This is a genomic window from Chitinophagales bacterium, assembly GCA_017303415.1.
GTDB lineage: Bacteria > Bacteroidota > Bacteroidia > Chitinophagales > Chitinophagaceae > SpSt-398.
Map to the genome: position 1 here is coordinate 3,131,282 of JAFLBJ010000001.1, position 21,271 is coordinate 3,152,552.

Annotated in this window: 16 protein-coding genes and 2 rRNA genes; 9 read left to right on the forward strand and 9 right to left on the reverse strand. The window is 46.3% G+C overall.

Features of this window, described 5'->3' with window-relative positions; translation table 11 throughout:
• The first annotated feature begins 99 nt into the window (after positions 1 to 99).
• Both J0M30_13665 and J0M30_13670 read left to right on the forward strand, forming a co-directional pair.
• Positions 100 to 858 carry an SDR family NAD(P)-dependent oxidoreductase gene (locus J0M30_13665; protein MBN8668543.1) on the forward strand — a complete coding sequence of 253 codons (759 nt, stop codon included), beginning with the start codon at positions 100 to 102 and terminating at the stop codon, positions 856 to 858.
• Positions 859 to 1,161: 303 nt separating this feature from the next.
• Positions 1,162 to 1,665, forward strand: a complete 504-nt coding sequence (locus tag J0M30_13670; GenBank protein MBN8668544.1) for a hypothetical protein — start codon at positions 1,162 to 1,164, stop codon at positions 1,663 to 1,665.
• 107 nt (positions 1,666 to 1,772) lie between these two features.
• On the opposite strand, the gene sprA is transcribed toward J0M30_13670, so the two are convergent.
• A complete protein-coding gene (gene sprA / locus J0M30_13675) occupies positions 1,773 to 8,942 on the reverse strand; it encodes a cell surface protein SprA (protein MBN8668545.1) in 7,170 nt (2,389 codons plus the stop codon).
• Between the two features lie 117 nt (positions 8,943 to 9,059).
• Positions 9,060 to 9,644: a Holliday junction branch migration protein RuvA gene (gene ruvA, locus J0M30_13680; protein MBN8668546.1), complete on the reverse strand. Its 585-nt coding sequence runs from the start codon at positions 9,642 to 9,644 to the stop codon at positions 9,060 to 9,062.
• Between the two features lie 312 nt (positions 9,645 to 9,956).
• Between ruvA and J0M30_13685 the strand changes: the two genes are divergently transcribed.
• From J0M30_13685 to J0M30_13705, 5 genes are all read left to right on the forward strand, one after another.
• Entirely contained in the window at positions 9,957 to 10,955 is a 999-nt protein-coding gene (locus J0M30_13685; protein ID MBN8668547.1) for a ketoacyl-ACP synthase III, read from the forward strand.
• 98 nt (positions 10,956 to 11,053) lie between these two features.
• Positions 11,054 to 11,293: a hypothetical protein gene (locus J0M30_13690; GenBank protein ID MBN8668548.1), complete on the forward strand. Its 240-nt coding sequence runs from the start codon at positions 11,054 to 11,056 to the stop codon at positions 11,291 to 11,293.
• Positions 11,294 to 11,339: 46 nt separating this feature from the next.
• Positions 11,340 to 12,551, forward strand: coding sequence for a PLP-dependent transferase (locus tag J0M30_13695; protein MBN8668549.1), 1,212 nt, complete (start codon positions 11,340 to 11,342; stop codon positions 12,549 to 12,551).
• Positions 12,552 to 12,668: 117 nt separating this feature from the next.
• On the forward strand, positions 12,669 to 14,492 hold the full coding sequence (locus tag J0M30_13700) for a serine hydrolase (protein ID MBN8668550.1): 1,824 nt from the start codon (positions 12,669 to 12,671) through the stop codon (positions 14,490 to 14,492).
• A gap of 4 nt (positions 14,493 to 14,496) precedes the next feature.
• Positions 14,497 to 14,946 (forward strand): GNAT family N-acetyltransferase, encoded by a 450-nt coding sequence (locus J0M30_13705; GenBank protein ID MBN8668551.1) that lies wholly within the window; start codon positions 14,497 to 14,499, stop codon positions 14,944 to 14,946.
• 3 nt (positions 14,947 to 14,949) lie between these two features.
• On the opposite strand, the gene fabD is transcribed toward J0M30_13705, so the two are convergent.
• The 4 genes from fabD to J0M30_13725 all read right to left on the reverse strand — a co-directional run bounded on the left by fabD (position 14,950) and on the right by J0M30_13725 (position 17,662).
• Positions 14,950 to 15,840, reverse strand: a complete 891-nt coding sequence (gene fabD, locus J0M30_13710; GenBank protein ID MBN8668552.1) for an ACP S-malonyltransferase — start codon at positions 15,838 to 15,840, stop codon at positions 14,950 to 14,952.
• A gap of 79 nt (positions 15,841 to 15,919) precedes the next feature.
• Positions 15,920 to 16,516 carry a GTP cyclohydrolase I FolE gene (folE, locus tag J0M30_13715; protein MBN8668553.1) on the reverse strand — a complete coding sequence of 199 codons (597 nt, stop codon included), beginning with the start codon at positions 16,514 to 16,516 and terminating at the stop codon, positions 15,920 to 15,922.
• Positions 16,517 to 16,536: 20 nt separating this feature from the next.
• On the reverse strand, positions 16,537 to 16,950 hold the full coding sequence (locus tag J0M30_13720; GenBank protein MBN8668554.1) for a 6-carboxytetrahydropterin synthase: 414 nt from the start codon (positions 16,948 to 16,950) through the stop codon (positions 16,537 to 16,539).
• Between the two features lie 301 nt (positions 16,951 to 17,251).
• Entirely contained in the window at positions 17,252 to 17,662 is a 411-nt protein-coding gene (locus J0M30_13725) for a 6-carboxytetrahydropterin synthase (protein ID MBN8668555.1), read from the reverse strand.
• Positions 17,663 to 17,722: 60 nt separating this feature from the next.
• Here J0M30_13725 and mqnB point away from each other — a divergent pair, with 60 nt between their 5' ends.
• Both mqnB and J0M30_13735 read left to right on the forward strand, forming a co-directional pair.
• Positions 17,723 to 18,382, forward strand: a complete 660-nt coding sequence (mqnB, locus tag J0M30_13730; GenBank protein ID MBN8668556.1) for a futalosine hydrolase — start codon at positions 17,723 to 17,725, stop codon at positions 18,380 to 18,382.
• A gap of 10 nt (positions 18,383 to 18,392) precedes the next feature.
• Positions 18,393 to 19,181: a 1,4-dihydroxy-6-naphthoate synthase gene (locus J0M30_13735; GenBank protein MBN8668557.1), complete on the forward strand. Its 789-nt coding sequence runs from the start codon at positions 18,393 to 18,395 to the stop codon at positions 19,179 to 19,181.
• A 39-nt stretch (positions 19,182 to 19,220) separates the two neighbouring features.
• On the opposite strand, the gene J0M30_13740 is transcribed toward J0M30_13735, so the two are convergent.
• The 3 genes from J0M30_13740 to J0M30_13750 all read right to left on the reverse strand — a co-directional run.
• On the reverse strand, positions 19,221 to 20,525 hold the full coding sequence (locus J0M30_13740; protein MBN8668558.1) for a deoxyribodipyrimidine photo-lyase: 1,305 nt from the start codon (positions 20,523 to 20,525) through the stop codon (positions 19,221 to 19,223).
• Positions 20,526 to 20,685: 160 nt separating this feature from the next.
• Positions 20,686 to 20,797 (reverse strand): 5S ribosomal RNA (gene rrf / locus J0M30_13745).
• Between the two features lie 89 nt (positions 20,798 to 20,886).
• Positions 20,887 to 21,271, reverse strand: a 23S ribosomal RNA gene (locus J0M30_13750); the annotation flags it as partial.

The following is a 21,271-nucleotide window of genomic DNA, read 5'->3' on the forward strand; positions in this document are numbered from 1 at the left end:
GATAAAAGCCAACGGCTAAAAGCTAATAGCTATTAGCTTTTATTAATGCACTATTTTTGTCCTTCATTGGTTTGATTAAACTTCAACTACTTATTTGCCATGCCTTCCATCGCCCTTATTACTGGTGCTACCTCTGGATTTGGTAAAGCCATTGCCGAAAAATTTGCCTCCAAAGGTTATGACCTAATTCTTACCGGCCGCAGAAGCGAAAGATTGACCGAAGTGAGCCAGGCTGTTGAAAAGAAATACAATGTTGCTGTACTACCGCTTTCTTTTGATGTACAAATAAAAGACGAAGTTGATCAGGCTATCTCTGGTATACCGGCTGATTGGCAGGCCATTGATGTCCTGGTCAACAATGCGGGATTGGCCCTGGGCCGGGATCATTTTGATGAAGCCAATTTAAGCGATTGGGAGACCATGATCGATACCAATGTAAAAGGCCTGCTCTATGTTTCCAAAGCCGTAATTCCTTTTTTCCAAAAATTTAAAAAAGGACATATCATCAATATCGGGTCGACGGCGGCAAAGGAAGTGTATGAGAAGGGAAATATCTATTGCGCCACCAAACATGCGGTGGATGCGATTTCCAAAGCTATGCGTATCGACCTGTTAAAAGATAAGATAAAAATAACCGTAGTCCATCCGGGTGCAGCCGAAACCGAATTCTCCCTGGTCCGTTTTAAAGGTGATCAGCAAATGGCCGATAAGGTCTATGAAGGATATACCCCGCTTTATGCCGAAGACGTGGCCGAAGTGGTCTATTTTACAACCACCCTGCCTCCCCATGTTTGCATCAATGATCTCGTGGTGACCTGCACAAGCCAGGCAAATTCATTTTATACGTTTAAAGGGTAGCCTGGATGTTGGATGTCAGTTGTTGGATGTTGGTATTTTTGTCATGTCCAACAACCGACATCCAGCATCTTTTTTTGCCCCGCACTTGTATTTTTAAATAAAATAGCTTTACTTGTATACCCTTACTACCCCTGATACCCTAATCCCACCCTCTTTAACGATTTCCCTTTAGTCCCGTATTACCCCTTGGGAATTATACCCTTGTGTCCAATTTCAGGCTTGAAAATTGCATGATTCATGATAATATCGGTTATATTTAACTCGTTATTCAAATACTATTTGAAGACCACCAATACCCTATTGATGAAACCGTACACCTATATCCTTGGATTAGCCCTTTTGCCCCTCTTTGGTCAGGCTCAGCAATTTGCCTCGGCCACAACTTCTTCTACAACTATCAACAACGGCACATGTGACTCGGGTATTCTTTCGCAGGTGGACAGTCTGAAGAAACTTTATGCCACCGATGGCTTTGTCCTCATGAAAGAGGCATCCATCAGCATGGAAAGCGAATATGAACTTCCTGTTATCGTTCCTTTGAACGAAGGCAGCCTCTATCAATTTGTCTTTATTGGTGAATACAGCTCCAAACTCTACGAGGTCAGAATGTATGACTGGAACGAGCGCATGGTTGTTTTTCAACAAAAAAGATGGGGTGATGTAGATGGCAACGTTATCTCATACGCCTATCAACCCAAATTCTCCGAATTCCACATGCTCAAACCGGTTCAGGTAAACAAGCAGAAGAAAAAAGGCTTGTGTGGGTATGTGATGATGTTTAAGAAGGTTGGAGCTGAAACGAAATAGCACTTTTAGCTTTTAGCGCTTAGCCTTTAGCTTTCCCTTATAAACACTCCAATTTCCACAAATGCATATGTACCAGCTACCAGCTAATAGCTATAAGCTGATAGCTGTTATTGATTCAGGGAAATCGTCAACTGCACACCTGCCCGGGTATTCGTCACCGGTGCGCTGGTGGCAATCTTTGGAATATTCTTGATCTGTTCGAAGTAGAGCGTGGCCCGCACACGGCTATTGACCACATAGTCAATGGTGGGGTTGATGCGTATCACTTTTTGCCCCGCTGTACCAAAGGCTGTATTCTGATCAAGTTTGCTGTTGGCTGTGGCATCATCTCTTATTCCAATATCCAGCTTAAAGGTTACATCATTATCCATTTTCATTTTACCAATCCGCCGGATCAGGGGCAGTCCTTTCTTTCTAAAGTCGGCTCCTATGGTGAACTCGGTGCTACGTTGCTCGGCCAATTGATAATCCACGAGGCTGAGACTTAGCTGTCGGGATTTACGGTACTCCACCCGGGTGCTAAGTTGGTTGGTAAAGGTCATTTCCAGTGAGAACAAAGGTTCAAAGCTTTCACTGATCGTGATATTGGGTATCAGGAAGTAGGGCACATAGTTTCCGGTGAGTGTATCAATGAACTCGGGGAAACCAAATCGGAACCTGTCCTGGAAGAAAAGTGCGGAGGTAAAGCTATTCATGCTCAAATTGCTTCGGTACCCGTGACGGATAGTAACATTGTTGAAAATCTTATCCAGCCCGGGCAATCGTCCCAAACCATTATAGGTTACATTCCAGTTGGGTTTTGGCAGCAACCCTTTGAAAGGATTGGCGCGCAGGTTATTGTTGGTATTCTTTACCAGGCTAATACCCAGCGGATCTTTATTGGTATAGGCACCCAGGAAGGCAGGAATCAATACCTCCTGTGCATAGCGTCCGTATCCTTCATAATATCCATCCGGATTCTGTCCATTACCGGTGGCATAAGGGTTCAGGTCCTTTAATTTACCGGACATCACCAATCGGTTGGCCTCAAATTGCTTAAAGGTTTCAGACACCACATTGGGATCAAACTTGGTGAAGAGGGTTTGATAGGATATATAACTGATCGAGAATCCACCGGCGGCATACGGATTGAAACGCTGTAACGCTCCTGTGCCCGTGGACGTGGTATCCTTGTACAGTTCCGAGTAGTTCTTGTTGAAGTCCCGTTTGATGGTGATATCTATATTCAGGTCACGGATCGGGCTAAGCTGGGCTGTGATCTCCAATCTTTCATCATACCGTTGCTGGATCAGGCTATTGAATATCGGATCATGTGTCAACAGGTTCCGGTTCCCGGCCTTATTGATCCAATTCGTGTCGGGTTGGTACCCAAATGCAAACCCAAGTCCGGGATTCAATCCGCGCCAGTTCTGCCCCAGGATACGGGTACTGTCCAGATAACCGGGTAATTCAGTTCCTGCATTTTGGGAGTATTGTACCTGCACCTGTTTCAGGGAGGTGACCAGGCCGGCCATACCACGGACCAGACCAGGTATCTCATTTCGCTCCTTGGTCAACTTGCGTAACTGACGCTGCAGTTTGCGTAATTTCTTTTTAAGTTTCTTTTTATCCTTCTTGGGAACCTTTACCTTTTCGTTCTCCAAAATCTGCTTGATACTATCCACGCTTTTGGTCAGCTCCAATACCTGTGGATCCGTACTTGTCGCCGGGGTGGTTTTGTCATTCCCGGTAGCCCGACGAAGGAATTTTGATTTATTATAGAGTTCCTCAAACCGGAATTCAGAATTCAGCGTCTTGGTTTGGCTGTTGGTAATGGTATTACCCAGGTTCTTAGCCAGCAGAGAAGCGCCGATCCAATCGTAACCAGCCTTGTAACTGACTCGAGTGGAGGTCCAGTCAAGTAAAGGGATCTTACTTAATGGAAGGGTGTACGTAATCGTTGCTTCATGATGGTAACGGGTATTCCGTCCACCTTTGAAGAAGTTACTTTTCACCGAATCTTTTTTCTCCTTGGTATCGATGCGTCCCGCAGGCTCATCAATACGGGCATTATTGGTGGCGCTGAAATCAATATTCAGGGAACTGGTGAGGTCCCAACGCATAATATAGAAGCGATCGAACGTAAAGTACTTATCATAGGTCTCCGGCACCTCATAAGGCCCACCACTCACATTGCGGGGACGAAGGGCACCAAACTGTCGGAACACATCTGCCTTAACCGATAACTGCGAAGGGGACAGATTAAAATTAAAATCCCTTATGAGGTTAAACCACTTTGATTTGGATTTGATCAGGTTCCGGAAGGGTTCCACCTTTCGTGGTTGCGGGGCAAAATTATAAGCCAATGCGCCTCTGGTACGGCGTATCTCCTCATTCTCTACAAGCGGACTTTGGGAGACCGTACTTGTATGTGAGAAATTGAAATCCAGATTTGATATATCCCAAATCTTGGGTCGTTTGTCACCTGTCCGGTTCTTTTTAACATTGGTCAGGTTGATGGTCTTGATCGTAGACACATCGATGGCGTTGCTCTTGATCGAGTCCCATTTGTCCTTTGAATTATTATCCAGTACCTGCTGAAGGGTAAGATCCAGCGCATACGGATCGTACTCCGGTAAACGGCTTGTACGGCTGATGCTGGCATATACGGGAATCTGGATCGCTGCCTTGCGGGGTAATAATTTACCCAGATCAAGGTTAGCAGAGATATCAAACTGCCTGAACTCCTCCCGGCTTCTCTCATTTACTTTTTGGTCGAGTGTACCAAAACCAGCACTCCGGGCCGAACCGGAAAAGCTGACATTACCCAGGTCGGCAAGGGTAATATCCACCCGGCCTGTTGCAGCCCATCCACCTTTTTCATCCAGGTTGGAAAGCCGAAGTTCATTGAACCAGACTTCGGTACAGACATTCTCCCGCTTGGCGTTTTGCACCGCAAGCAGCATGGTGGTGACCTCTCCCAGACTGGGGTTACCGATCATACTAAAGGTGAGGCCATCTATCGTGTTGGAATAATACTGCGAATTGGGAACACCGGCTTTATCCCGGGCAAGCTTGAGGTCGGTCAGGCGGGAGAGGTCAAAATCAAGGTTATTCTCTGCCGGCCAGATCGCCAATGAATCAGTTGCACCAAAGTTGGTTAATTTCAGGGGCACTTTTACTTCATAGTAGTTACTAACAGCATCTGTACCGATACGGATCACGGCATTCAGATCACCATCATTCAGTATAGGACCACCCTGAACCTGCTCCGCGTGAACAAACATCTGTAACCGACCGTATTGACGAAGGTCATAATCAAAATTCCGGAACACACCACGTGCCCTTTCCTTTTCCAGCTCACATACTTTCAAACTGATGGATTGCTCATTCAGGAACAATTGTACATTGTTATTGCTGAGTTGTTGCTGTCTTTCAATTCCGGGAGGGATCACATATTTGATCGGCTGACGCTGGTCATTTTCCTCAAGGTTCACAGCCAACACTTCCACATTGGAAGGATCATTCGCGGAAAGCACTTTATAATCACCCGTGGAGTCAATTTCATAATCAAACCGGCGCCATTGGTTACGGATCAGTTCGAGTTTACCAAAACGCATCACCACCGTATCCTCAAAACCTGTCAGGAACATCCGGATGAAACGAATGGATTTAAAATCAGGAATATTGCCCACTTTATCCTGGTACTCTTTGATGGGGATTCGGAAGAGGTACCAGTACTCACTCAATTGTTGTCCATTAACGAGGTCAACAGTCACCTGCCGCTTATCGGTAATAAAATTGCTGCCCATGAGCATGTTGGGCTGAATGTCTACCCGGTATTGGAAATACTCTTCATTTTCATTCAATGTATTATCCCGGTTCAGCTCTTCCTGGTCAGGATACAAGGTAAAGGCACTGATGAATTGTGAATTCTCAGAGGCCACAGGTGAGTTACCGTGTGGGTTATTGATATTTTTATACCGCGCCAGGATACCATCATTGGCCGTAAATGTTTCATCACGGTAATAACGGAAATTATCCGAAGCCGGGTCAAGTTGAGCGTTTTGGTAAGCGGCAGAACCGGCGCCAAAATTGGTCAGCAGGCTGCTCAGATAGGCTGCAAATTTGGCTTGTTCATCGGTATCTGTCAAACCATCGTATCCTACATCCTGAAAAGGTCTGTCTTCGGGATCATTGCTAAAGGCATTGGTCACCTGGATGGGGTTGCGTGGTACTTTACCCCATACTGTTTCATCCGTGGGAATGGAGGCATTGCTTGGTGTAGGCAACCCGTTCTCGTATTGCCGTTTTCCATCGCGCAATACATCTTCTGAAATATTACCCAATTGGAAATAAAGCTGACCACCTGTGCTGGAGGATCGATTGGTAAAGGGATCTTTCAGCCAGAATTCAATAAATTCAATATTGCCGGTTTCAAAATCAGTTTGATCGATATTGCGCATGATGCCACCCCAGGCTTCGCGTGGGTTGACTAGTCGGCCATTGGCATCGAGACGACCCGGGCGGTATTCAAAATTATAGGGTCCTTTTTCTCTTGGATAGTAGGCCATGTCAAAGGTGGTCAGCAGCCCCTGGCCATAGTCATTAAACCGTTGCGGGAAAACTTCTTTTTGCAAAACCTGTCTTACCTCTGGTCTTGATAATTCATCCAGGTTCTTCTGCAACGGGTTGTTGGAATTGCGGGCTTCCTGCAATACGGTTTCTATATTGTACCAGGCGATCTTTGCCCGGTTATATCCATAAGACAGATCATTATTCAATAAGGCTTCGGGGAAGAGTTCATTTCCATTGGCATCCAGGGCTCCCTGAGGCGTAGAGGCCAGGGTCCAGTTGATTAATGGGAAACGAAGGTCAATGCTGTTTCGGGTACCTTCAAAATCGTCAATATAGATCACGCCATTTGCACCCTTTCCGATCTGTTTGGCGTGACCAGGTTTAAGCCAGGCTGCCTCCCCATAGGCCTGGATCGATGACATGGCCCGAGTGGAATAGAAAGGAAGTTTATCCAGCCATTTGGAAAGGCGAGGTATTTCGGCGCGATAGTCAAAGTCAACCCCAAACATGGTGTTCCGCACAGGATCTTCTCCGTAACTCTGTTTGATAAAGAATGGTCTTTCCCCCACCCTCACTACCGTGGCTCCAAATGAAAGATTCTTGTTCAGCAGGTAATCAAATCGTGTGGCCATGAAATTTTTAGTTTGCATGCCAAACACCGCGTTGTTCTCATAATTGACATCCACCGGTAAACCGGAATTAATGATGGCCTGGTTGATGATCTTGAGTGTCCCAAAATCATAATTGATCTCATAATCCACATTCTCCCGCAGTACCTGCCCTCCGGCTGTGACAGTTACCGATCCTCTTGGGATATTGATCCCTAACTGATAATCAGCCTGGGAAATGGACTTGGATTTTCCTGTGATACGGAACCGGTTCAGGTTCGCAAAGGTGGAGGCAATGGCGCGTATCGTATCGTACAGCGGATAATAAATATACTGATCCCGAAGTGGCTGCGTATTATAAACATACTCAAGGTCACGGCCAAAAGGTTCAAGAATGGGGAAGATGATCCTGCTTTGGCTGGAGATCACCGTATATCCTTCCACAAAATCAAATTTCCCATCGGGCTGTGGGTCATTCTGGTTATTCAATCTGTCCAATTGAAGAAGGGACAGCAAGGGCTTTCCTTTATTGGCAGGATCAGATACATCATCCGGAGGAAGGTATTGTTTGATTCCCAGGCTGGGTTCTTCGTAGTAGATCTTCAGGTCAAAGTCCTGACGCTCCAGTTGTCCATACCCGACGGAGTATACGTTCTTCATCATCAGGTCCCAGAGTGGAAGGTTTGTACGTTGAGAAGTGGCCTTAAGCAATTTCAGGAACAATACAGGTTGCGTATTACCTGAAGAATCCGGAGGTACATCGGTTGAGAATTCACCTACCTGATATACCTGCCCATTGTAGGTGTATTGAAAGGCGATGGCCAGTACTTCATCGGGTTGCAATTGCTGGTTCAATGAAAGGAAGCCGATCCGTGGGTTGAAATAGTAATCAGAGGTTTGAAGTTTGCGTGCAAATGTTTTTTCAAAATCCTGAACCGGCCTGAAACCGATACCCGTTAATACGCTCTGTACATTGGTTGAACTACGGGCATTGGGTGTATTGAGCAAGGTGGTATAGAGATCATTGGCATTATTGCGGGGCAGGTTGTTACCGGAGCCGGTGAGCAATGGGCTAAAGGGTGTATTTTCTCCCAGGTCCATAAAACCCACTACATCGCGGGTTTCAGTGGTGGCACCGGTTCGGTTCGTCACCCAAACTTCCACCCTGAGTATTTGAATATTGGAATTGACCACCGGAAGATTGGCCATGGCGGTATTATAATTATTCCTGAAATACTGCGCCATCAGGAAGTGGCGGTTCTCTTCGTAGTCATCCGCCTTCAGGGTAAAATTTTGTACCGATGCGCCTCCCTGCAACCCAACGGACTGTCGTTGGGAACGTTGGTTGGCCAGCACACTCGTGATAAAGAGTTTACCAAATTGAAGTTGTGTTTTAATACCAAATAATTCCTGGGCAGAAGGGATCAGGGTTCCTTTGGATGTGAAGTTCACATTCCCCAATTGGAATTGTTTGACTATGTCATCTGCTCCGCCTCTGTAATCCAGTTTCAACTGGTTTTCAAAGTTGAACGTAGACTGGGTATTGTAATTGATCGGCAGTTTGAGTTTATCGCCGATATTTCCATCCAGTTGCAGAAGTGAATTCATGTTGAAGTCAAACCCGCCATTTTTTCTCGCCCTTTCTGGCAAAGTGGGGTTATTGATCTTCTGGCCCTGGTAACCCGCAAAGATGTCAACCGAGCCGGTAGGTTTCAATTCGATCTTCCCATTTCCGACGATCCGGTTCACCCAATCCTTCATAAAGGTGAACTTGGGTTTATAGTTTCTTTTGTTCAGGTCGGTCAAGAGTTTGGAGCGATTCCGGAAATAGTCCTCTTCATCCTTTCTTCCCTGAATGGTTAAAAACTCGTTCATGGAATAACTCATCGGGGTCCGGTAGTATTTGTCGCCGATCTTTTCGACCACATAATACTGTTTGGTTACCGGGTCATATTCGATGGTGCGTTTTACAAAAGCGGTATCCCGAAGATCAAAGGGATTTTTGGAAGGAGATGAATAAGGATCGGTGCGCCGATCGGTCAGCGGGAACTTGGTGGTATCTTGTTGTTGCTGGAAATAACCATAGGGAACCTTGGGGGCATGTCTGGCCATGACCGTCCCACTGATGAATAGGACAGGCAATAGTACGAGCGTACGGAAGATATTGGAGGTTCGGTGATCCAAGTCTATTTCTCGACAATTAGTTAGGTAGAAGTTCAGTCGATACGCTTATACGGTTTTAAGTGCTTTCTTGATGACCTCTTCAACAGAGGTATTTGAGGGTAAGGATTGAATAACTTTCTGAACGGCTTGTTCGGCGGTATTCCGACCGATCCCAAGTGCGATCAGAGCATTTAACGCATCGGCATGCAAAGTATTGTGTTTCATGGGAGAAATACTTGTTTCGGCTGGATTTTTGGCCAGTTTATCCTTCAGTTCCAACACCAGTCTTTCGGCCGTCTTTTTCCCGATCCCTTTGATGCTTTCCAGGGTCTTTACATCACCGGCCAGGATGGCCCGGGAAAATTCATCTGGTTTGAGGTAGGATAATACCATCCGGGCAGTGGCTGCCCCTACTCCGGAAACCCCCAAAAGCGCCATAAACATTTCTTTTTCAGCAAGTTCATAAAACCCAAACAAAATATGGGCATCCTCCCGGATCAACAGGGAAGTATATAATTGTCCCTCTTCCAGGTCCTGGATGCGGGTAAACGTGTTCAGGCTGATATGGACCTCATAACCCACTCCCTGAACGTCGACATGGACGAGGGCCGGGGATTTTTGTACAAACCGGCCACGGAGAAAAGCGATCATGGGGGCGAAGATAGGGAAGGATGTTGGATGTTGGAGGTTGGAGGACGGATGACGGATGACAGATGACAGGAAAGGATGTTGGAGGTTGGATGTTGGATGTTGGATGACAGATGACGGATGACAGATGACAGAGGTCCAATGTCCTAGGCCCCAGGTCCGGACTTCAGGGTCAAGCAGCCTGACATCCAACATCCAACATCCTTTCCTGTCATCTGTCATCCGTCATCTGTCATCCGTCCTCCGTCATCTGTCATCCGACTTCCAACCCCCGACTCCCGTCCTTTTCCTATCTTCGCACGATAATTTTTTTACATGAGCCAAAAGATCACAGCCGCCATTACTGCAGTGGGAGGATATGTTCCGGAAGACAAGCTGACCAATTTTGACCTTGAAAAAATGGTAGATACCAACGATGAGTGGATCCGTACGCGAACCGGTATCGAAGAACGCCGTATCCTCAAAGGAGAAGGGAAAGGCACTTCGGATATGGTGGTGCCTGCCGTGCGCGAGATCTGTGAGAAAAGAGGCATTTCACCCGAAGAAATTGACTGCCTGATCGTGGCCACGGTAACCCCTGACATGGTGTTTCCGGCCACAGCAAATATTGCCTGCGACAAATTAGGCGCAAAGAATGCCTTTGGCTTTGATGTGTCTGCGGCGTGTTCTGGTTTTTTATACTCACTCACCCTGGGTGCTTCCTTTATTGAAAGTGGACGATACAAGAAAGTTGTGGTTTGCGGAGCCGATAAAATGAGCGCGATCGTTGATTACACAGATCGGGCCACCTGTATCATCTTTGGTGATGGCGCTGGTGCCGTTTTGCTGGAACCCAACACAGAAGGGCTTGGCATTAAAGACAGCATTCTGAAAAGCGACGGAAGCGGAGGTCAGTTTCTCCACATGAAAGCCGGTGGCTCTGTTCGCCCCTCCTCTGCCGAAACCGTAGCGAACAAAGAACATTATATTTTTCAGGAAGGACAGGCTGTTTTCAAATTCGCTGTTAAAGGGATGGCAGATGTGAGTGCTGAATTACTTGAACGAAATAACCTGACGGGTGATGATATCGCCTGGTTAGTACCACACCAGGCCAACCTCCGTATTATTGATGCGACCGCTAATCGCATGGGTCTTACCAAAGAAAAGGTAATGATCAATATCCAGCGTTATGGCAATACCACTGCAGGCACCATCCCTCTTTGTCTCTGGGAGTGGGAAAACAAGTTACACAAAGGCGATAAGATCGTTTTGGCCGCCTTTGGAGGTGGCTTTACCTGGGGTGCCACCCTGCTGGAATGGGCCTATGACAAGTAATCCATGTTAAATTTTTTGTTTTACTGCTAATTACTTCCAAAGCTTAGCATATTCAGCTATTTTTATGCTCCCTTATCCTGGTAAAACAAAAAACCAACATGAGATTACTGATTAAGGCCAAATTCTGGATTAAGGTTCTGTTATTCACCATTTTCAATTTTCTTCTTTGCCTGATCTTTGGTGTCCTGTTTCGTTCAGGAACAGTTCAGGAACATATAGATTCGATTGGAGAGAAGGACCTCTGGAATTATTTCTTCCTGTCTATCGGCTTTGCCCTCGCTTTCAGTCTCTGGTTCTACAATGACCCCGAATCCAAAAAATCAAGATCGGATCGGTGATAAATCGGTTATTTTTGACCTTATTCATTCACTGATCTAGATTCACATGGAAAAGAACAATGCCCTTCGGGGGTTTGGCTCCCTGGCCGTACATGGTGGTCATGTACAAGATCCTCTTTATGCGCACCTGGTTCCCATCTACGCCAGCAGCACCTTTGTATTTGATGATGCACAGCAAGGCATGCGCCGGTTTAGTGGACAGGATACAGGATATATCTACAGTCGCTGGGGGAATCCAACCTTTACCGAGGCTGAACAGAAGATCGCAGCCATGGAGTGTTTTGGTTTGAATATGGAGGCAAAAGCGATCCTCCATGCGTCGGGAATGGCTGCCATAGCCACTCTATTGTTAGGAAACCTGAAAGCCGGTGATAAAGTACTTTCCCACTATTCACTTTACGGAGGTACTGAAGAGATCTTTCATAAAGTACTGCCCTCCTTTCATATTGAACCCGTGATCGCTGATCTGCGTGATCTTTCCAAAGCCGAAGACCTGCTGCGAAATGATCCCACTATCAAAATGGTGTATCTGGAAACCCCGGCCAACCCCACCATTCAGTGTGTTGACCTTGAAGCACTGATCGGTTTGGCGCACAAATACCAGAAATGGGCGGCATGTGATAATACCTTCGCCACCCCCTACTTGCAACAACCATTTAAATTCGGCGCCGATTTCATCGTACACTCCACCACCAAATTCCTGAATGGCCACGGTACCGCTATCGGTGGTGTGCTGCTGGGAAGGGACCTGGAAAGAATGAACAGCATTATCACCAAAACACACCGGTTGCTTGGTGGTAATGCCAACCCCTTTGATGCATTCCTCCTCATACAGGGCATGAAAACACTTGAACTGAGAATGGACCGGCATTGCGCCAATGCGATGGATGTGGCACTTTTCCTGGATAAACACCCCGCTATTTCAAAGGTCAATTATAACGGATTAAGCTCTCATCCTGATCATGGGCTGGCGGCCAAACAAATGAAACATCCGGGTGCCATGCTCAGCTTTGAATTAAAAGGCGGACTGGAAGCCGGAATCCGTTTCATGGACCGGCTGAAAATGTGCACCCGTACGGTATCGTTGGGAACAGTAGATACCCTACTCTCCCACCCGGCATCCATGACACACTATGGGGTAGGAAAAGAACAACGGGAAAAATATGGCATCACCGATGGATTGATCCGAATGAATACCGGGATCGAGAATGTCGCGGATATCATTTTTGATTTGGAGCAGGCGATGGCAGGTGACTGATGACTGATGACGGATGACAGATGACGGATGGCAGATGACGGATGTTGGATGTTGGATGTTGGCTTAACAAAACCAATTTCATTTTCTTACCTTTATAAAGTCCCAAATCTTTCTGTCATGAGAAATATCCTTTCCGTTATTGCATTGCTATTTTTCTTCCCCGCTATTGCACAGAAAAAATCAGCCAAACCAACAGATCCGCTGAAAGGCATTGAGCCACTGTTGGAACAGGTTCTTAAAGACCGGAAAGGTGTGGGGTTTGCGGTGGCAGTGGTGTACAAGGACAGCATCGTCTATGCCAGAGGATTTGGCTATCGTGACCTGGATAAGAAATTACCGGTTACTCCGCAAACACTTTTTGCCATTGGGTCCTGTACCAAGGCATTTACCTCCTCCCTGATCGGGTTATTGAACAAAGAAGGAAAGGTGGAATACGACAAACCCGTACGGGATTATCTCCCCGAACTTGAGTTCTATAACAATGAAATGAATCAGTCCGTAACACTGCGGGATATGATGTGTCACCGAACCGGTTTGCCCAGACATGACTATTCCTGGTATTTATTTAAAACCAATTCCCGCGACAGTTTATTGCGCCGGATCAAGTACCAGGAACCAACAACACCAATTCGTCAAAATTGGCAATACAATAATTTTATGTTCCTCGGTCAAGGCATGGTAGTGGAAAAACTTACCAAAAAGTCGTGGGAAAACAATATCAAAGAAACATTTTTCAAACCCCTGGGAATGAAGCGCTCTAATTTCTCCGTAAAAGACCTGGAGAAAAGCGATGATGCCTCACTGGGATATGGTGTCGTAAAAGACTCAATCATCAAAAAGTTGGATTATTATGACATCAATGCGATGGGGCCAGCGGGCAGCATCAACAGTTCGGTTAATGAAATGTCTCAATGGGTGATCACCTGGATTCAGGGAGGTAAATATAAAGGTGTCGAGATCCTGCCTGCTGCTTACGTGGCAGAAGCCATGAGTTCCCAGATGATCAGCCGGGCAGGTTTGCCCGACAAAGAAATTCCGGACGCCCATTTTTCCACCTATGGCTTTGGCTGGATGATGAGCTCCTACCGCGGACATTACCGGGTAGAACATGGAGGGAATATTGATGGATTTTCGGCCAGTACCTGCTTCTTTCCTTCTGATAGTCTTGGCATCATCGTATTAAGTAATCAGAATGCCTCCGGCATTCCGGCCCTCGTACGAAACATCATCAGTGATCGTTGGTTAAAATTAACCCCCATCGATTGGAACAAACGGGCCAATGATGCCGAGGAAAAAGCCCGAAAAGCAGCTGCTGAAGGCAAAGGCAAAAAAGAAGAAGAATTCACACCCGGCACCAAGCCTTCGCATGAACTCAAAGCTTACGAAGGGCTATTTCGCCATGAGGGGTATGGCACAGTCGATATTTCCTTACGCAATGATTCGCTTATCATGTTCACCCCCAATGGAGACGCCTGGATGCGCCATCACCACTATGATGTTTTTAAAGCGTATGCTATTGACACCAAAGAAGGCATTGATACCAGCGCTGAGGCGCAGACTGTTCTGGTCCAATACCAAATGGACATCAATGGAAAGATCAATTCACTGAGTATGGGGCTTGAGCCATCACTAAAACCACTGGTATTTAATTCCGTGCCACGGCCCATGTCTTTAACCGAAGAAGACCTGAAAAAATTTACCGGTGAATATGCTTTTACGCCAACCAATCTGGCAAAATTCTATACCAAAGGAAAAAGCATCCTTTATCTTTTTGTAGAAGGTCAGCCTGAATATGAACTTATTCCAAATGGAAAAAATGAATTTAAATTGAAGATCATAGAAGGATACAGTTGTAAGTTTGAGGAAGATGCCGAAGGAAAAATCATTTCAGTCACCTTCCTTCAACCCAACGGAAAATTTAAGGCAACGAAAACCAAATAAAAGTATGGCGATAGAGATTCGCAGGGCGGTTAAAGAAGACTGTCCCCGATTGTTGGAGTTGGTAAACGAATTAGCCGTATATGAACGCGCTCCCCAGGAAGTGACTGTTACACTGGAACATTTTGTCGAAAGTGGATTTGGCCCCAGTCCAGTCTGGTGGGCCTTTGTAGCAGTAGAGGAAGGAATTATTTTGGGCTTTGCCCTCTATTATATCCGGTATTCCACCTGGAAGGGTCAGCGGATGTACCTCGAGGATATTCTGGTCACGGAAAAAGCAAGAGGAAAAGGGATCGGTAAATTATTGATGGATCGCCTGGTTATTGAGGCTAAAGAAAAAAGACTTAGTGCTATCGTTTGGCAGGTATTGGAATGGAATGAACCCGCGATCAATTTTTACAAAAAATATGATACCTGGTTTGATGCCGAATGGGTCAATGTAGGCATGAATGTTTAATGCCTAACTCACCCCTGACACTTCCATTTCCTTGCTCACTTTTAGGATTAATCCCTGCAATACTTTTCCAGGGCCTGCTTCCACAAATTTAGTGGCTCCATTCTCGATCATGGCCTGTACGCTTTGTGTCCAGCGAACGGCGCCTGTCAGTTGATCGATCAGGTTCTGTTTGATCTCCTCTTTATCCATCACGGGTTTGGCCACAACGTTCTGATAAATGGAACAGGTAGGTGTATAGAAGGTGATGGATTCGATAGCTTCTTTTAATTCATTACGGGCAGGCTCCATAAGGGGAGAGTGAAATGCTCCACCTACAGGAAGGAGCAAGGCCCGTTTGGCTCCGGCGGCTTTCATTCTTTCACAGGCGATCTCTACTCCGCGAACGGATCCGCTGATCACTAATTGTCCCGGACAGTTATAATTTGCCGGCACAACGATCTCGCCGGTTTCAGCACTCACTTCCGCACAGATCGCTTCCACTTTTTCATCGGCCAGTGCTAATACGGCCGCCATGGTAGACGGTTGGGCTTCGCAGGCTTTTTGCATGGCCGAGGCCCGGACAGACACCAGTTTCAGCCCGTCCTCAAAACTTAATACACCATTGGCCACAAGGGCAGAAAATTCGCCCAGGGAATGCCCTGCTACCATATCTGGTTTGGCATCACCAATGGATTTATAGGCAATGACAGAGTGAAGAAAAACGGCGGGCTGTGTAACACGGGTTTGTTTCAGGTCCTCTTCCGTGCCCGAAAACATGATATCGGAAATACGAAAACCCAGGGTTTCATTGGCCTGTTCAAATAATTTCTTGGCAAAGGCACTTTGCTCATAATGTTCTTTTCCCATACCCGGGAACTGGGAACCCTGACCTGGGAAGACGAATGCCTGTTTCATAATTGATGTTTTTCCAACCGTGCAAAAAAAAGGTTTGATCGACTTATCAATCAAACCCTTACAATTGCAAATATACGGGTTAATGCAAATTCCCGCTGATGAGTTTCAGAAATTCACTCCGGGTGCTGTTTTTCTGAAATTCCCCGTCAAAAGCCGAGGTGGTGGTTACCGAGTTCTGCTTTTGCACCCCCCGCATCATCATACACAGGTGTTTGGCCTCGATCACTACGGCCACCCCATGCGGGTTAAGGGTATCCTTGATCGCATTCATGATCTGGACCGTCAGGCGCTCCTGTACCTGGAGCCTCCGGGAATACACATCCACGACCCGGGCAATCTTACTTAGTCCGGTGATCCACCCATTGGGGATATAGGCGATATGTGCTTTGCCAAAAAAGGGCAGCATATGGTGTTCGCACATGCTGTATAATTCGATGTCTTTAACGATCACCATTTCACTCACGTCTTCGTGAAATTTGGCTGAATTGATGATCGCTTTGGCATCCATATCATAACCCTGGGTCATGTACTGCATGGCCTTTGCCAACCGCTCGGGTGTTTTCTTGAGCCCTTCCCGCTCGGGGTCTTCTCCCAGGTGTTTCAAAATGCCTTGATAAGACTGAATCAAGCCGCTGGTGGCGGCTGCATCATACTCTTCCGTTTTTTTATATGCCATTATCTTTAAAGTTCAATTTTTCAAACAGGGTATTCCACAAAATTACGAGGGGTTTCATAGAGCCTGATCTGAAGCTCCCTGTCTGCAGCAATATGAGGCCTTAATAATCTGTAAATAACAACTGCAATATTCTCTGCTGTTGGGTTCAGGTTTTTGAACTCAACCGTATCCAGGTTCAGGTTCCGGTGATCAAAACGTTCCACTATTTCCTGACGAATGATATCTGAAAGTACTTTCATGTCCATCACATAACCGGTATGCGGATCAGGCACTCCCACCACTTTTACCACCAACTCATAATTATGACCGTGATAGTTGGGCAAATTGCACTTACCAAACACCTGTTGGTTGGTCGCCTCATCCCAATCGGGGTTATTCAACCGATGCGCAGCATTAAAATGCTCTTTTCTGAATATGGCGACCTTTTCTGTCATGATTGAATGTACGAAATTACAGTAACAGGTGGGAAGGGAAAAAGTTTGGAGTACGGGTGAGAGATGACAGATGACAGATGACGGATGACTGAGGTTGGCTGTGCGAGACCTCTGGTCTCGCACTTTTCTCCCGTCGCCTCTGGCGACAGAAATTGATTATTTTTCTGAATTTGGAATAGCTTTTTATTCGAGTCGCCGGAGGCGACAAGACAATCGTGCGAGACCAGAGGTCTCGCACAGCCAACCTCCGCCATCCGTCATCCGTCATCTGTCATCTGTCCTCCGTCATCCAACATCCAAACTACCCCCCATAATACTCCACAAATATCTTTGGTGTTTCAATCAGTTTGAGGCAATGGAGTTGAACGGATGCTGGCAGGTGGGGCTCGAGTTCTGTCCAGATACCCATGACCAGATTTTCGATAGAGCACATTTTTCCCTGCATGAAATCTACATCCTCATTGAGGTTGCGGTGATCCAGCTTTTCGATGATGTGCTCATTGATGATCTTGCTGAGTTTTTTGGCGTCGAAGATGAATCCGGTATCGGGGTCGGGGCTCCCTTTAATGGTAACGTACAATTCGAAATTATGTCCATGCCAGTTGGCATTGGCACATTTGCCAAATACCTCCTCATTCTTCTCCAGGCTCCAGTTGGGGTTGAACAACTTATGAGCCGCATTAAAATGTTCAATTCTTGTCAGGTATACCATTCTGGCACTATTAAGGCGGGCAAAGTTAAGAAATTTGGGTGGTGCCTCGTAAATTGCAGCATGCAAATCCTGCTTGTAGCTTCTACCTCGCTGGAAATAAAGCCCTTTATGGCCCAAATCCGGTCCGGGGATCTTGGAACCCTTTCCAGGCATGAATTGGATATTCTGATCACAGGTGTAGGGTTGATGTCCTCCACCTATGCCATTTCCAGACAGATCCACTTAAAACGCCCTGACCTGGTCATTCAGGCTGGTTTAGCAGGAAGCTTTGACACCAGTCAATACCCGATTGGGTCATTAGTGGTGGTAGGTAAGGAATGGGTGGCTGACCTGGGGGTTAAAGAAAAGGGAGAATTCCGAGACCTTTTTGGACTGGGATTGAGCAGACCCAATCAATTTCCCTATAAAAAAGGATGCCTGATAAATCCTGATCTAAAAAGCCTGAAAGAGGTCGGTCTTCCCGTGGTCAATGGTGTTTCTGTTAATTCGATCACTCATTCACCTGCTATAGCCCGTGAGTATACCACGCGGTATAAGCCCGCCGTGGAGTCAATGGAAGGAGCGGCCTTGCATTATACCTGTTTGATGGAGGGGTTACCCTTTATTCAACTCCGGGCGGTCTCCAACAAGGTCGGTGACCGAAATAAAAAAAACTGGGATATTCCCGGAGCAGTTGACCGATTGAATAAGGGCCTGCTTTATCTGATCCAATCTATCTAAAACGAAGCTGATGAAACTGACCCTTGGATTTTCCCCTTGCCCAAACGATACCTTCATTTTTGACGCGTTGGTAAACCAGCTCATTCCGGACGAAAATATTTCGTTGAACCCTGTATTGGAAGATGTGGAGACCCTCAATCAATGGGCTTTTGAAGGCAAGCTGGATATCACCAAACTTAGTTTTGCCACAGCCTTTCAGGTGGCGGATCAATACAGGTTATTGAACAGTGGCGCTGCCTTGGGAAAAGGTGTTGGCCCCTTGCTGGTTAGTAAGAGACCTATTGCGCTCGACCTCGTTCCAAATTGCCGCATAGCGATCCCGGGCGTTCATACGACTGCCAACCTATTACTTTCTTACGCGTTTCCTGAAGCCACCAATAAAAAACCTTATCTGTTTTCCACGATCGAAGAAGCCGTTTTACACGAAGAGGTTGATCTGGGCGTATTGATCCATGAGAACCGGTTTACCTATGCCGAAAGGGGCCTGCACCGGGTGGCTGACCTGGGTGAGATCTGGGAGGAAAAAATGAATTTGCCGATTCCGCTAGGTGGAATATTCATCAAACGTTCCCTGGGGGAAGAACTGGCGCTAAAAATGGAATCCCTGATTCGCAGCAGTCTCCAGTATTCCATCGATCGCTGGCCGCGCATCTCCGACTATGTACAATGTCATGCACAGGCGATGAGTGAGGAGGTGATGCGTCAGCATATACAGTTGTATGTAAATCATTTTTCAATGGATCTTGGCGAAGAAGGAAGGAAGGCCATTGAAGTGTTGATGAAAGAAAATAGGAAATAAGGAATGTTAGGAATAAGAAACCGAAAGTCACTCACTTTCCTATTTCTTATTTTTTAACACTGCTGCATACGCTTTCAAACACCGTTCCCGTGCCACTTCGTGTGGAACGATTGGCTGAGGATAAGTTAGTTCTTCAAATTCAGGTACCCATTTGCGGATATAGGTGAGTTCAGGATCGAACTTCAAGGTTTGTAGATAGGGATTGAATACCCTGAAATAGGGTGCCGCGTCACATCCGCTTCCTGCGGCCCATTGCCATCCTCCATTGTTTGCAGCCAGGTCAAAGTCATTTAATTTTTGTGCAAAATAAGCTTCCCCCCAACGCCAGTCGATCAACAGGTGTTTGGTCAAAAAAGAAGCTACGATCATGCGAACCCGGTTATGCATGTATCCGGTTGTATTTAGTTCGCGCATACCGGCGTCTACAATTGGGTACCCGGTACGTCCTTCACACCAGGCATCAAATTCCGCTTTGTTATTTCGCCATGGGATCTTGTCATAATCCGGTTTGAATGCGGATGCCACCACATGGGGAAAATGCCAGAGGATCATATGATAGAAATCACGCCAGATCAATTCATTTAAAAATGTCTCATTCCATTCCCGGGCGGCGCGTGCCAGGTCGCGGATACTAATGGTGCCAAAGCGCAGATGTACACTCAATTTTGAAGTACCCTCAATACCGGGAAAATCTCTTTGCTCCTTGTATTTCCGGATCTTGTTCTCCTCCCAGATGGCTTCCGGAAACGGATCGTTCACGGGAATAAAACCCATCTCTGCCAGCGAGGGAATTGGCCTTGGGTTCTGTTGAAAAAACCGATCAACGTATTTTTCAGTGGGATAGGATTGGATAAAAAAATCAGACAGCCCGGCCTTCCATTTTTTTGAATAGGGTGTGAATACGGTGTATGGTTTACCGTCATCTTTTACCACCTCATTTTTTTCAAAGATCACCTGGTCTTTGAATGTATGGAAGGGGATGGCATGCGTTTGAAGTAATTCATTTATTTCCTGGTCACGTTGCCGGGCATAAGGTTCATAATCGTGATTGGTATATACACCGGCGATGGAGTAGTTTTTGGTCAATTTTTCCCAGATGGCTGTTGGTGTTCCGTATTCTACATGTAGGGTGGAGCCGAGTTGAAGAAGTGTATTTTGTATTTGTAAAAGGGCCTGGTGGATGAATTGAACGCGTCGATCCTGTTTGTCATTTAGTTCATCCAGGATATTTTGGTCAAAGATAAAAAGGGGGAGGACGGGGTGACCACTCAGGAGTGCGTGGTAGAGTGCTGCGTTGTCGTGGAGGCGCAGGTCACGTCGAAGCCAGCAGATGGAGATGGTCATGGAGGTGAAACAAATAAAACCATCAAATGGTTTTAGGAATAAGAAAGTAGAAATGAGGAATAAGGAACTTGAAATAAGGGATTAGTAAAGTGAGTATCTGTCGATCTCCTTGATTTTTATTCAAAAAAAAAGCCCTCTGGAAAACCAGAGGGCTTAAAAAATATGGCAGCTACCTACTCTCCCGCATTGTGGTGCAGTACCATCGGCCATGAGGGGCTTAACTACTCTGTTCGGTAAGGGAAGAGGTGAACACCCTCGGAAAAACCACCATAATATCTTAACCCGCGTTTGCTATAGCTATAGCGGGTGAAATAAGATTGACATATCGGGAAGAGTTAGCGAGTACATAATAATAGTAAAAAAAATTAAAGCGTACGGGCAATTAGTACTACTCGGCTTTGCTGTCACCAGCTTTACACCTGTAGCCTATCAACGTCATAGTCTTTGACGGCCCTTAAAAGGAGACTCATCTTGAGGTAGGTTTCACGCTTAGATGCTTTCAGCGTTTATCCTGTCCGTACATAGCTACTCAGCACTGCGCCTGGCGGCACAACTGATACACCAGCGGTACGTACGACCCGGTCCTCTCGTACTAAGGTCATGTCCTCTCAATCTCCTGACGCCCACCACAGATAGGGACCGAACTGTCTTGCGACGTTCTGAACCCAGTTCACGTGCCACTTTAATCGGCGAACAGCCGAACCCTTGGGACCTTCTCCAGCCCCAGGATGTGACGAACCGACATC